Raw genomic sequence first — 13,510 nt, 5'->3', positions numbered from 1 at the left:
AAATTCTTAGCGTTAAATTACCTGCTTGTTTAAGTGATTCGCGTAAGGTGTTGTTATATAAGAATAAAAGTTAAATAACCATGGTATTTATAAGGTTTATTGAGTTTAATAAGTTGAACAATGCGCTTATCTCTCATCAACCTGCACACCATGGATGAACTATGACCAAAATGGACTTTTCCCAAACCGCTGCCTTTATCTGGTCAGTGGCTGATTTGCTACGTGGTGATTTCAAACAGTCGCAGTACGGACGCATCATTCTCCCCTTTGCCTTGCTGCGCCGTCTGGAATGCGTGCTGGAAAACAGCAAAGACGCGGTCGTGATACAGGCGCAAAAAGTGCACGCCATGGCGTTGCCGGAAGAAGCGCAGGAAAAGCTGATTTTGCGCGCCACCGGCGGACTGGCGTTTTTCAACACCTCGCCGATGAATCTCAGCAAGCTTGGACAAAAAGACACCCGGGATAACCTGGAGAACTACATTCAGAGCTTCTCCACCGATGCCCGCGAGATTTTTGAACACTTCAAATTCAGCGAATTTATCAGTCAGCTCGACGAAGCCAATTTGTTGTATAAAGTGGTGCAAAAAGTCGCAGCGACCGATCTCAGCCCGGCGGCGGTATCCAACCACGATATGGGGCTGGTGTTTGAAGAACTGATCCGCCGTTTTGCCGAAGGATCCAATGAAACGGCGGGTGAGCACTTTACGCCGCGCGACATTGTGCGCCTGACCACCGCGCTGGTGTTTATGAAAGACGATGAGGCGCTGACCCGCGACGGGATCATCCGCACCATTTACGATCCGACGGCGGGTACGGGCGGCTTTTTATCGGCGGGGATGGAATACCTGCACGAGCTGAATCCGAACGCCGTGATGCGGGCATTCGGACAGGAACTGAACCCGGAATCCTACGCCATTTGCAAAGGCGACATGCTGATCAAAGGGCAGGACGTCAGCCTGATTAAACTCGGCAACACACTTTCCAATGATCAGCTTCCCGCCGACAGATTTGACTACATGCTCTCCAATCCGCCGTTCGGTGTGGACTGGAAGAAAATCGAAACCGAGATCAGCGACGAACATACTCTGAAAGGTTTTGATGGTCGTTTCGGTGCCGGATTACCCCGTGTTTCCGACGGTTCGCTGCTGTTTCTGTTGCATCTGATCAGCAAAATGCGCGATGGCGGCAAAGAGGGCGGCGGCCGCATCGGCATTATTCTTAACGGTTCGCCATTGTTTACCGGCGGGGCGGGCAGCGGTGAAAGCGAAATCCGCCGTTATATTCTGGAAGCCGACCTGCTTGAAGGCATCGTCGCGCTGCCGACCGACATGTTCTACAACACCGGCATTTCGACTTATGTGTGGATCCTGTCGAATAACAAAGACAGCGCACGTAAGGGCAAGGTTCAGCTGATCGACGGCTCAAACCTGTGCGGTAAAATGCGCAAATCTTTAGGGTCGAAGCGTAATCTGATGGGCGAAGATGACATCAGACTCATCACCCGCACCTTTGGTGATTTTGCGGTGATCAACCCGACCCCGCTGTATGAGCTGGGATTAGAGAAAGCGCCGGAACAAAAATCCAGCCGTGGCCGCCAGTCCGCCAGCAGCAAAAAAGACGCGCCGAAAACCTTCGCCAGCAAAATCTTTAACAGCACCGATTTCGGCTACCGTCGCCTGACCATTGAACGTCCGCTGCGCCTTTCTGCACAAATCACCGATCAGGCCATTGCCACTTTACGTTTCGCGCCGAAGCCGTTTAACGCGCCGATGGAGCGGTTGTATCAGGATTTCGCCGCGCCGTGGAATGCGCAGATTTATGGCGATTTTTCGCAGGTAGAAACCGAAGCCCGCGCCATCATTAAAGCCGATTTCCCCGAGCTAAAAGAGAAACAGATTAAAGACCTGCTCGATGCCAAATTGTGGCTGGCGCAACGCACGCTGATGGAAAAAGCCCGTCAGATTCAGATGGCCTTTGGCGCAACTGACGGCGGTAAACACAGCGTCAGCAACGATTTCAATCAGTTTGATCACTCACTGAAAACCGCGCTCAGTGTTGCTTGCGTGAAGCTCGATACCAGAGAGAGAAAGCAGTTTATCGACGCAATCACCACCAAAAATCCGGCAGCCGAACCGGTGGTGAAGAAAGTCGTGAAAGAGAGCGAACAGCCGTTGTATGGCGCGTTCCGCTACAAAGGCAACGTGGTCGAGTTCGAACCGGACGGTGATTTACGCGATAACGAAAACGTTCCGCTCGATCCTTCCGTTGCTACCAGCCTGCTTATCGAAAGCTATTTCGACCGTGAGGTAAAACCGCACGTCAGTGACGCTTGGATCAACGCCGACAAACGCGATACGAAAGACAACGAGATCGGCGTCGTCGGTTACGAGATCCCGTTCAACCGTCATTTCTATGTTTATCAGCCCCCACGCGATCTGAAAGAGATCGACGCCGACCTCGATGCGATCAGTGCCGAAATCATGGCGCTGTTGCAGGAGGTGCATTCATGAGCGGGCGGTATAAGGCGTATGGGGAATATAAGGAGTCTGGGGTTGAGTGGGTCGGTTCAATGCCTAGTCATTGGACAATAGAACCACTATTTTCAAATTGCGACGCCCCGATCGAAAAAAACTCAGATGGAAGAGAAAAAAATGTTCTTTCGTTGAGTTATGGAAATATTATACCCAGAGACGTTGATGATAATTTTGGATTGCTGCCAGAGTCTTTTAATACCTATCAACTAGTTTATCCTCAAAATATAATACTCCGTCTAACAGATCTCCAGAATGATAAAAGAAGTCTTCGTGTAGGATTTTCAAAACAACAAGGGATTATTACATCGGCTTATTTGAAACTTGTCTTTACGAAAAAAATGAGTTCACCATTCATGTATCGTCTTCTTCATTCTTATGATACGACAAAAGTGTTTTATGGCATGGGAGGGGGATTACGACAATCAATGAAGTTTGAAGATTTTAGGAGATTACCCCTTTTAATTCCATCCTTTGCAGAACAAACCCAAATCGCCACCTTCCTCGATCACGAAACCGCCAAAATCGATACCCTGATCGACAAGCAGCAACAACTGATTGAACTGTTGAAAGAAAAACGTCAGGCGGTGATCAGCCATGCGGTGACCAAAGGGCTGGATCCTGATGTGCCGATGAAAGATTCGGGTGTTGAGTGGTTGGGGGAAGTGCCGGAGCATTGGAAAGTTTTGGCGATAAAAAAAATTGTCTCAACTCCAATCACTGATGGTCCGCATGAGACGCCAAATTTTATTGATGAGGGAATATCTTTTATTTCTGCTGAAGCAATATCGTCAGGTGTTATCGACTTTAGCAAACAGAGAGCATGCATATCAATAAAAGATCATATTAGGTTTAGTGAAAAATACAAGCCTCACCTTTATGATATCTATATGGTTAAATCAGGCGCAACAACTGGAGTTTCAGCAATTGTAGAAACTATAAATGATTTTAATATTTGGTCTCCCTTAGCAGCCCTTAGATGTAGTGAAATAGCGTTTCCCTATTTTGTATTGTACTTTTTAAGATCTCAGCAATTCCTTACCGCCATCGAATTAAATTGGAGTTTTGGTACTCAGCAAAATATTGGTATGGGAGTGATAGGTAATATTTATATATCTTGCCCGCCAATTAAAGAGGCAATGATAATTTCTGATCATATTCGGCAGAAATGTTCGAAAATTGAGAGCCTAATCACTCTAGCTACTCATCAAATATCTTTAATGCAAGAACGCCGTACCGCCCTGATTTCCGCCGCTGTCACCGGCAAAATAGACGTGCGTGACTGGCAGGTTCCTGTCACGCAAACCGAATCTGACGAGGTGATGGCATGATGTCGGATCCGACCAAAGAAAGGATTTTTCAGGATGAGATAATCGCACAGCTGTGCGCTAACGGCTGGATCACCGGTAAACCGGACGGCTACGATCGCGAGCGGGCGCTGTATCTGCAGGACGTTCTGACCTTTGTGCACACCACGCAGCCGAAAGAGTGGGAGAAGCTGGCGCGGGTGTATCCGCAGGATACCGAACGTCATTTCCTCGATGCGCTGGTAGCGCAGTTAAGCAAAGCCGACACTAACGCCACGGACAAACTCTCGCGTACTTACGGCACCCTCGGCGTATTGCGCCACGACCTGAAGATCCGCAATGCCAGTTTTACCTTGTGCCAGTTCAAACCCGAGCACGACCTGAATCCCGATACGCTGACGCGTTATCGGCAAAATATCTGCCGCGTGGTGCCGGAACTGGTGTACAGCCCGTATGCCAGCGCGGAGCATTTTGCGGCAAGCGGGGTGAAAGCTAAAAGCTGGCGCATCGATCTGGTGTTGTTCGTCAATGGTCTGCCGGTTGCCACCCTGGAGCTGAAATCCGAGTTTAAGCAGACGGTGCAAAGCGCCATCGCTCAGTACAAAGACACCCGCCTGCCGAAAGATCCGGCGACCAAAAAGCCGGAGCCGCTGCTGACATTCAAGCGCGGGGCGCTGGTGCATTTCGCCGTCAGCCAGTACGACGTATTCATGACCACCCGGCTGGCGGGCGATCAGACCTTTTTTCTGCCGTTCAACAAAGCTACGCCGGAAGGCGGAAAGGGCAATCCGATGCCCGCCGACCAGACCCGTTACGCGACGGATTATCTGTGGAATGAAGTGTTGCTGCCCGATAACCTGCTGACCATTTTGGGCAGTTACGTGCATCTGCAAATCGATGAAAAAGAAGACTGGCAGGGACTGAAATACAAAAAAGAAGCGCTGATATTTCCGCGATATCATCAGTGGGATGTGGTGAATAAACTGGTGCGTGCCGCAACGGAAGAGGGCTGCGGACATAAATACCTGATCCAGCACAGCGCGGGTTCCGGCAAATCTAATTCGATTGCCTGGACGGCGCATCAGCTTTCGACGCTGTATGCCGCCGGCGGACAAAAGCAGTTTCATTCGGTGATTGTGGTCACTGATCGCACGGTGCTGGACGATCAGCTTCAGGACACAATCTATCAGTTTGAACATGCCGACGGTGTGGTCGGGCGCATCAATAATAAGACCGGCGATGGCTCAAAAGCCGAGAAGCTCGCCGCCGCGCTGGAAAACTCGCAGCCGATTATTATCGTCACCATCCAGACGTTCCCGTTTGTACTGAAAGCGATTGAAAACAGCGTGAGCCTGAAACAGCGTCAGTACGCGATCATTGCCGACGAGGCGCACTCTTCACAAAGCGGTTCGACAGCGCGTCAGCTGAAAGAAGTGCTGATGCTGGAAAATACCGGCGACGACGTTGAGCTGTCTTCCGAAGACATCATGGACGCCACGATGGCGGCCCGGCGCGGCAGCAATAATCTCAACTATTACGCTTTTACCGCTACGCCGAAAGCCAAAACGCTGGAACTGTTTGGCCGTCTTCCCAACCCGAACGAACCGGCATCTAAAACCAACCGGCCACAGGCGTTTCATGTTTATTCCATGCGGCAGGCCATCGAAGAGGGCTTCATTCTCGACGTGCTGAAAAATTACGTCACCTATCATGTGGCTTATAAACTGGCGCAGAAACAGCAAGATGCAGATAAAGAAGTCGATAGCAAAAAGGCCGGCAGGCGGCTGAGTCAGTGGGTACGGCTGCATGATCACAATATTGCGCAGAAAGTGAAAGTGATTGTCGAACACTATAAAAATCACGTCATGAACTTACTCGGCGGGCAGGCGAAAGCGATGGTTGTCACCAGCTCGCGTAAGGAAGCGGTGCGCTACAAACTGGCATTCGACAAATACATTATTGAAAATAATTACCAGAAAATCAGCGCCATGGTGGCGTTTTCCGGTGAGGTGGAATTCACCGAAAACGACCCGAACAGTGACGGACAACTGGGGCAGAAATTCACCGAATTCAACATGAATCCCGGCCTGAAAGGGCGTGATATGCGCAAGGCTTTCGACAGCGACGATTATCAGGTGATGCTGGTAGCAAACAAATTCCAGACCGGATTTGATCAGCCGAAACTGTGCGCCATGTATGTCGATAAACCGCTCGGCGGTGTCGAATGCGTGCAGACCCTTTCACGCCTGAACCGCATTTATCCCGGCAAGGCCGAATCCGGCACCTTTATTCTCGATTTCTATGACCAGCCTGACGAAATCCTCGCTGCCTTTCAGCCGTATTATCAGACCGCTGAACTGATGGACGTATCCGATCCGGCGCTCGTTTTCGAGCTGTTTGAAAAACTGCGCACCAGCGGGATTTTTCAGTGGAATGAAGTCGAACAGTTTTGCACCGCCTTTTTCAGCAAAAACAAATCCAGCGCCGCGCTCAGCAATATCAGCAGACCGGCCGTCGTGCGCTGGGAGAAACGCTATGCCTCTGCGATTGAAGCCTATAAGCAGGCGAAAGATATGTTTGAACGCACCAAAAAAACGCAGGATCCGGTGATTATCGCCAATGCAGAGAACACCTTTAAAGACTGCAAAAAGGAAAAAGACCGGCTGGAAATCTTCAAAAAAGACCTCGGCAGCTTTGTTCGTTTCTATGAGTTCATTTCGCAGATCGTCGATTACGATAATAAAGATCTGGAGAAACTGAGCCTGTTCGCACGGCATCTGCGCCCCTTACTGCGTGAGCAAAACGTGCAGGAAGACGACGTGGATTTGCATAACGTGGTGATGAGCCATTACCGTTTATCGAAAATGCGCGAGCAAAGTCTGCGGCTCACCGACAGCAGTCGTGACGACCGGTTGCAACCCGGCAATGACGTCGGCTCGGCGAAACCCAAAGACAAGAAAGAGGATTTTCTGTCGCATGTGCTGGAGCGTTTAAACGAACTGTTTATTACCGATAATCTGACGGATAAAGATTTGATCAGCGGCTTACACACTGTTTGCGGCAAGATTTCTGAAAACCAGACGGTTATGACGCAACTTGCCAATAATACGTCTGAGCAGGTGATGCTGGGAGACTTTCCAAAAGCGGTTGATGAAGCCATCATGGACTGTAACGCCGCCCAGCAGGAAATCATGCTGCAATATCTCTCCAGTCCCGCCATCGCTAAAGGCTATGCAAGAGTCATTTTAGATATGCTTAAGGCCGGTTAACACGTGAATGGGCTGCGGCTAAAGCCGCAGCGTCAATGCAACGACTTACTCTTCAGCAATCTTCTTCTTATCCACATGCCCCAGCGATCTGTCCGGGAAACAGATATCGCGCACGCGCTGTTTGAGCGGCGCGGCATCCGGAAAACCGCCGTCGCGTTTGCGTTCCCAGATAATTTCATCATCGACTTTGATTTCGTAAATGCCACCGGTACCCGGAACCAGCGTCACGGAGGCCAGATCGGTACTGAACGAATTCAGCAGTTCCTGCGCCATCCATGCGGCGCGAAGCATCCAGTTGCATTGGGAACAATAAGTGATGGTGATGGCTGGCAGTTTTTCCATGGTGCTGACCCTTTTTGGAAGATTTTATCGATGTTTTAGAAAGCAGATATTAGTGTCCGCTACAGACCTGCGCCAGTAGTTGTCTAAGCCACTGATGCGCCGCAGAAAGATGCGAGCGTTCGTGCCACGCGGCGACTTTAGTAAAGCCGGGAATGTCCAGCGGTGGCGGCATGACTTCCAGCCCTGTGACGTCGCGCACCAGCCGTTCCGGTACCACGGCGATCAAATCTGTGGTCTGTAAGACCGGCGGCAGCACCAGAAAACTGTTTACCGACAGCACCACATTGCGCTTTTTACCCAGCGCCTGAAGCGCGGTATCCGTCACGCCGGTAAAATTCTCTCCGCTCAGCGACACCAGCGCATGATCGTACTGACAAAAAGTATCGAGCGAAATCGTCCCCTGTTCCAGCGCCGGATGGTCTTTGCGCAGCGTACAAACATAACGCTCATCGTATAAATGGCGGATATGCAGATCAGGCGGGGTTGTCTCCGGCGTCAGCAGCGCGAGGTCGATTTCACCGCGCTCCAGCCGCCCCTGGATGGTCGAATCCTCAACCCGCTGGACTGACAGATGAATGCCGGGCGCCAGCTTCTGTAACAGGGAAAAGAACGGCACGATAATCACGCTCAGCGCGTAATCGGTAGCGGCGAGGGTAAACGTCATCTCGCAGTCAGCAGGCACAAAGACTTCCGGTTGCAACAGTGCCTCGATTTCAGCCATCACCCGCTTCACCGGTTTAGCCAGCGCCAGCGCGCGTTCGGTCGGTACGATGCCGTAGCGCGCCCGCACAAATAACGGGTCGTCAAAACTTTCCCGCAGGCGCGTCAGCATGCTGCTCACGGCGGGTTGAGTCAGGGAAAGACGTTCTGCGGCGCGGGTCACGTTGCGTTCGTCGAGCAATGCATCGAAAGTCTTTAGCAGGTTGAGGTCGAGACTTTTTAGATTGCGCATGGGCAGGGCACCGATTGAGTTATAACGAAATTTGATACGCACTATAATATTTCTACACTTCTGCTTATAGCTCTTTGGCAGCACTCTGAGTGCTGAATGTGTCAATCCACCGAGGAAATATTATGTCTGCACTATTTACGCCGTTTACGTTGAAAGACGTCACCTTAAAAAACCGCATTGCCGTTCCGCCTATGTGCCAGTATTCCGCCACTGATGGCGTGCCGAATGACTGGCATCAGGTGCATTACGCCACGCTGGCACGCGGCGGCGCGAGCCTGGTGATTGTCGAAGCGACGGCGGTTTCACCGGAAGGCCGTATCACCCCGGGATGTCTGGGGATCTGGAACGATGAACAGGCTGCTGAACTGGCGAAGATCGCCAAATCCATCAAAGCCGCAGGCGCAGTACCGGGGATCCAGATTGGTCACGCAGGCCGCAAAGCCAGCGCCAATCTGCCGTGGGAAGGGGACGACCATATTGCTGAAGGCGATCCGCGTGGCTGGGCGACCATTGCGCCATCCGCGGTAGCATTCGGCAAACATCTGCCAAAAGTGCCGAAAGAAATGACCAAAGCCGATATCCAGCGCGTGATGGCCGATTTTGTCGCTGCCGCAAAACGCGCACGCGATGCCGGTTTTGAATGGCTGGAACTGCATTTCGCCCACGGCTATCTGGCGCAAAGCTTCTTCTCCGTGCATTCCAACACCCGCACCGACGAATACGGCGGTGATTTCGCTGGTCGCAGCCGTTTCCTGATTGAAACTTTCGATGCCGTGAATGCCGTCTGGCCGAAAAACCTGCCGATCACCGCGCGTTTTGGCGTGATCGAATACGATGGCCGTGATGAAGAAACCCTGGCGGAATCTATCGAACTGACCCGTATTCTGCGTGAGAAAGGGCTGGATATGCTTAACGTCAGCGTCGGTTTCTCGACCTGGGAAGCACAGATCCCATGGGGTGCTGGTTTCCTGGCACCGGTGTCGCGTCGTGTGCGTGCCGAAGCCGGTTTACCGGTGGCAAGTTCATGGGGCGTCGCTTCCGCTGAAATCGCCGAGCGTTGTATCAGCGAACAAGATATGGATCTGGTGATGATTGGCCGCGCTATGCTCGCCAACCCGCATTATCCGTATGCGCTGGCGAAAGAACTGGGAGAAGACAACCCTTCATGGGTTCTGCCTGCGCCTTATGCACACTGGCTTGAGCGTTACAGCATCAGCTGATATTCGTTTTACATCAGCGCATTAACCCACAGGCAGAAGCTTTCTTCTGCCTGTTTTTTTGTCCGGCGCTTAGATATAAAAATAATGAATATTTATCATCACAAGCGGTGATTTCCGTAATATCTCAGCGATGCGTATTCTTTGTGAACACCAGCCAGTGGGCTGTTCCACAGATAAAAAGGAAACACACATGAATGCGATTAACTGGCCACAGGGCTATATTCCCGGCGAAACCGACAACTTCGCGTCTAACGAAATGATCATCACCGGCGTGACCGTGGAAGACCTCTGGGCACAGCTTGATAACACTGCCGCCTGGCCGGTTTACTACAGTAATGCATCTGATATTGACTTCCACGACGGCAGCGGACCGGGCCTGAGCGACGGCGCACGTTTTCGTTTCAGCACCTTTGGTTTTCCGGTGGAAGCGCAGATTAATGAATACGTCCCGCCGGTCAAAGGCCAGCCAGCGCGAATGGCGTGGCACGGCTGGGCAGAAGGCGATGCCGACACCCGTCTCGACGTGCATCACGCGTGGCTTATCGAAGAACTGTCCGGCGGCCGCGTACGTATCCTGACGCAGGAAACGCAAAATGGAAAACCGGCACGCGAACTGGCAATAACGCGACCTAACCCGATGATCAACGGTCATCAGGAATGGCTGGACGGGATGATTAAAGCGGCGCGGGGATAGCTGATCATCCGGCTGGCGACTGAAGCGTAATTAGCTGACGTATAAAGTAAGATCCCGCCAACAATGGCGGGATTGAGCGATCAACTTAAATCTAAAGAGACGAGTTGCCCGTCATCACCAAAAATAATTGTCACCATTCCGTAAGGACAATCAGCCGTGATAACTTTGTTTTTAAGCTCTTCATCAATGCAGTGTGAAGCCTTCTGCGTTTGTTTATCAAATCGGATTTCAAGGAAATAACCTTCGCCGTTGTTCACATGAGGTAATGCATCTTTTTCACCTCGTGCCGCAAGATATTTTTGTATTTCTTCAATATGTATTTTTGCCATTCTCGTTAAACACCTCAAGGTAAAGGAACAAAAGAGCCTTTCTCGATAAGATTTTTCACTTGGTTTGGCCTTATAGGGCCGACAGATATTATCTTCATTTCATTATTTGGTACTGTAATACGCAAAAGTTTTCCATCAACACTTTGTATTACATTGATATGGCCACTCCTTGCATCATAAACACGTACAGCTGCGGGGTTGTTAGCAAGCTTCTGCAGCTCCGCAGCGTTAAGTTTTCCAGATAAATTACCCAACCTCGGATCATTTAATTGAGCGTAAACTCGATCAGCTATATTAAAGACTCCAGTCACCTGAGCGCCTTTTGTCATTTTCCCAATTAAGGCTAGTGCTCGTTCAGCAGGTAATGAACTTAATAATGCTAACGCATAGTCTTCTGGATTTTTTGCATTCAATAATGCCATCACAGTGTCTGATCCTGGATTATTTTCCAAGATAGCCTTGATGACATCCTCAGGTAGGTCGCCTTTTATGTATTGATCACGAATTGTCTGTTTTTCTTGATCAGTCAGATTTGGATCATGCAAAAGCTCTTTTTCTAAAGAGGCAGCACCTTCAAAATACTTACCACCCTGGCTACCAAAAACGTCACCAAGACTACTCAGCGCATTATTCTCAACCTCATTCTTCCCGCCCTTACCCCCATCAATCCCCGAGCTTACATCTCCCCCCACAACGCCACCGGCGATCCCTGAGGCTAACGTTGCCAGCGCAACTACGCCTTGTTTCTCTTGTTCGCTCAGATCTTTGATGTCTTTGCCTGGATAGAGCGCTTCGGCGATGTACTTCGCGCCTGCGGCTGACAGCCCGGCACCGGCCGCGCCGGCAGCGGCATTGCCGCCTTGCATGTCGGCGACGACGGCACCGGCCAGCGCGTGGCTGATGATGCGTTCAGCGCCTTCGGCGGTGTGGGTTTTGATGTATTCAGCCATGTAAGGCGCGGCGGAGCCCGCCACGGCGGAGCCCCAGTCGCCTCCCGTCAGGCCTTGTATGGCGGCGGTAATCGCCTGAACGGCTTTCTGTTTATCGCTGCCGGTGCCGTAGTCGTTTAGCGCCGTGTCGTAGGCGCGTCTGGCGATGTCTTCACCAGTTGGCGTTTTCCCTTCGGCTTCCAGCGCGGCTTTCGCGGCGGCGAGATTGTCGGGATTTTTCGCCGCTTCCTGTGCCGCGATTTTCCCTTCGGTGCGCACGATGTCCGCGACCTGCGAGCCAATCTGCGCGATGGCGCGGTTCTCGTCGATGCGCTGCTGTTCTTTAGCGGCATCGAAGATCGGCGCCAGCGTGCTGTGGGCGTTGTCGGTGTCGCGGCTTAACTCAGCGACATCCTGCGTCTGTTTCTCTTTATCGCGGATGACGATCGTGCCGTCCGCGACAGCGGAACCGGTAGTGCTGGCGGCGCTGCCGTCGTTGTTCAGCCCGGCGAGCATGCCGTTAGCCATATTGCCCATGAACTGTGAGGCGGTGTTGCCGCTGGAGCTCATGCTGGCGCTGCTGCTCTCGACGCTGTAATCGGCTTTGTTGCGGATGTCGTTCCAGCCCAGCGTGCCGGTATCGAGGCGGTTTTTGTCCGACGTGGCACCGGAGGCAATCACGCCGCCGTTAAGCTGGGTGTGGTTGCCGACGGTGATGTCGAAGCCGCCGTTGCCCGCGAATATGCCGCTCTGGTCGGTGACGCTGGCATAGTCGGCGTTCATTTTGTCCTGCGTCAGGCTGATGTACCCGCTGCCGCCACCGCCGCCCCAGGTAAAGCTGCCGCCCGCTGCGGCGCTCTGCTGTTTCGAATCGTAATGTTCGGTGTCCTGCAGGCTTTCGGCCGTCAGGTTGCGGCCAATCTCAGCGGTGATCTGCTCACCGGAAACCTGAGCGCCTCTGATGTTCAGATCGTTACCGGCATTGATGTTCAGGTTGTTGCCTGCGGCAGCGTTGATGTCGGCGAAGATTCTGATGCCAGGTTTTTAAAGAGCGTCCGGATTAACAGCCTAGCTTAATTACTAAGTGACTCAAACTTCACCTTTTCCGGAGACCAGCGGGGTACGCAACGATGTGCTGCGGCTGAATGATAGATAACAAGATCCCGGCGACTAGGCCGGGATCTTGTTGTATTTAATGGGTTATTAATATATTTACTAACTTCTCAGCAATAGCATGTTCCACATCTTCATTACCATCCAAACACATGTAATCATTAACAACCCACCGAAGGTAAGTATAGATTTCGTTAACACTTTTTCCTTGATTAAGCATCTCAGAGATTGGGTGTACATATGAGTCATATTCATCCTGAGCGTCTGGTAAATCACTAACACCGATTGGATCCCAATCGTGCAGTAAAATGGTTCTTATTTTTTCATATAGCATTACATTATTCATTTTTCGTTGCCCCTGGAATAACTGTCACAACACTCCCAGTATTTGAGTTAACAATTACACGCAAATTATTTGTCGAATCATAGTAACCAGTCGTCCCAGATGTAGTGGAATATTATGTTCCAGTTTTGATTGTATTTTCTATTGCTGATGGTGGAATTCCTCTTCCTTGCATACGGTCAACAGCATGGGCTGAGTAATTCCGTTCACCGATAACTGTGGATACGTTGGAGCCTTTAGTATTTATGGGATTCCCACTTCTTCCCGTAGGATTGTATGATCCACCACGTGGCCCCCCGCCTCCAAATCCACCATCCATCGGATCAACCAAGGATTTACAAGTCATTGGACTACAATTACGCCCCAGCGCATTATTCTCCGCCTCATTCTTCCCGCCCTTAGCCCCATCGATCCCCGAGCTTACCTCTCCTCCGACTACGCCACCGGCGATCCCTGAGGCTAACGTTGCCAGCGCAACTAC

General features: G+C 51.3%; 12 protein-coding genes. 6 read left to right on the top strand and 6 right to left on the bottom strand.

The genetic code is table 11. The features are described from left to right. The first annotated feature begins 161 nt into the window (after window positions 1-161). The 3 genes from UC15_RS21800 to UC15_RS21790 are packed head-to-tail and all read left to right on the top strand — an operon-like array spanning window position 162 to window position 7,107. Window positions 162-2,510 carry a class I SAM-dependent DNA methyltransferase gene (locus UC15_RS21800; RefSeq protein ID WP_112290890.1) on the top strand — a complete coding sequence of 783 codons (2,349 nt, stop codon included), beginning with the start codon at window positions 162-164 and terminating at the stop codon, window positions 2,508-2,510. Next, entirely contained in the window at window positions 2,507-3,862 is a 1,356-nt protein-coding gene (locus UC15_RS21795; RefSeq protein ID WP_112290888.1) for a restriction endonuclease subunit S, read from the top strand. Before UC15_RS21800 ends, UC15_RS21795 begins: the two co-directional genes overlap by 4 nt. Further along, a complete protein-coding gene (locus UC15_RS21790) occupies window positions 3,859-7,107 on the top strand; it encodes a type I restriction endonuclease subunit R (RefSeq protein ID WP_112290887.1) in 3,249 nt (1,082 codons plus the stop codon). The genes UC15_RS21795 and UC15_RS21790 overlap by 4 nt, the downstream gene beginning before the upstream one ends. A gap of 45 nt (window positions 7,108-7,152) precedes the next feature. On the opposite strand, the gene UC15_RS21785 is transcribed toward UC15_RS21790, so the two are convergent. Continuing rightward, complete coding sequence (locus tag UC15_RS21785; protein ID WP_112290885.1) at window positions 7,153-7,449, bottom strand: SelT/SelW/SelH family protein; 297 nt, start codon at window positions 7,447-7,449, stop codon at window positions 7,153-7,155. A 49-nt stretch (window positions 7,450-7,498) separates the two neighbouring features. Next, entirely contained in the window at window positions 7,499-8,401 is a 903-nt protein-coding gene (locus tag UC15_RS21780; protein ID WP_198659750.1) for a LysR family transcriptional regulator, read from the bottom strand. 122 nt (window positions 8,402-8,523) lie between these two features. On the opposite strand from UC15_RS21780, the gene UC15_RS21775 reads away from it, so the two are divergent. Together UC15_RS21775 and UC15_RS21770 are read left to right on the top strand one after the other, a co-directional pair. Then, the gene (locus tag UC15_RS21775; RefSeq protein WP_112290884.1) at window positions 8,524-9,621 is read left to right on the top strand and encodes an NADH:flavin oxidoreductase/NADH oxidase; all 1,098 of its coding nucleotides are present in this window, start codon (window positions 8,524-8,526) and stop codon (window positions 9,619-9,621) included. 190 nt (window positions 9,622-9,811) lie between these two features. Next, a complete protein-coding gene (locus UC15_RS21770) occupies window positions 9,812-10,315 on the top strand; it encodes an SRPBCC domain-containing protein (protein WP_112290882.1) in 504 nt (167 codons plus the stop codon). Between the two features lie 80 nt (window positions 10,316-10,395). Here the strand turns inward: UC15_RS21770 and UC15_RS21765 are convergent, their stop codons facing one another. After that, window positions 10,396-10,644: a hypothetical protein gene (locus UC15_RS21765; protein WP_112290881.1), complete on the bottom strand. Its 249-nt coding sequence runs from the start codon at window positions 10,642-10,644 to the stop codon at window positions 10,396-10,398. Window positions 10,645-10,658: 14 nt separating this feature from the next. Further along, window positions 10,659-12,536, bottom strand: coding sequence for a VENN motif pre-toxin domain-containing protein (locus UC15_RS26100; RefSeq protein ID WP_369964585.1), 1,878 nt, complete (start codon window positions 12,534-12,536; stop codon window positions 10,659-10,661). On the opposite strand from UC15_RS26100, the gene UC15_RS26095 reads away from it, so the two are divergent. Further along, window positions 12,450-12,650, top strand: coding sequence for a hypothetical protein (locus UC15_RS26095; protein WP_232829964.1), 201 nt, complete (start codon window positions 12,450-12,452; stop codon window positions 12,648-12,650). The two genes, UC15_RS26100 and UC15_RS26095, sit on opposite strands and share 87 nt — an antisense overlap. A 115-nt stretch (window positions 12,651-12,765) precedes the next feature. Here the strand turns inward: UC15_RS26095 and UC15_RS21750 are convergent, their stop codons facing one another. Both UC15_RS21750 and UC15_RS21745 read right to left on the bottom strand, forming a co-directional pair. Then, window positions 12,766-13,032 (bottom strand): hypothetical protein, encoded by a 267-nt coding sequence (locus UC15_RS21750; RefSeq protein WP_112290879.1) that lies wholly within the window; start codon window positions 13,030-13,032, stop codon window positions 12,766-12,768. A gap of 112 nt (window positions 13,033-13,144) precedes the next feature. Beyond that, a partial coding sequence (locus UC15_RS21745) for a VENN motif pre-toxin domain-containing protein (RefSeq protein ID WP_157961021.1) occupies window positions 13,145-13,510 on the bottom strand: 366 nt, incomplete at its 5' end.

It is taken from the genome of Rahnella sp. AN3-3W3, from assembly GCF_003263545.1.
In the GTDB taxonomy this organism is placed as follows: domain Bacteria; phylum Pseudomonadota; class Gammaproteobacteria; order Enterobacterales; family Enterobacteriaceae; genus Rahnella; species Rahnella variigena.
Note: the sequence above shows the minus strand (reverse complement) of the source record. Positions and strands in the feature narration are given on the sequence as shown.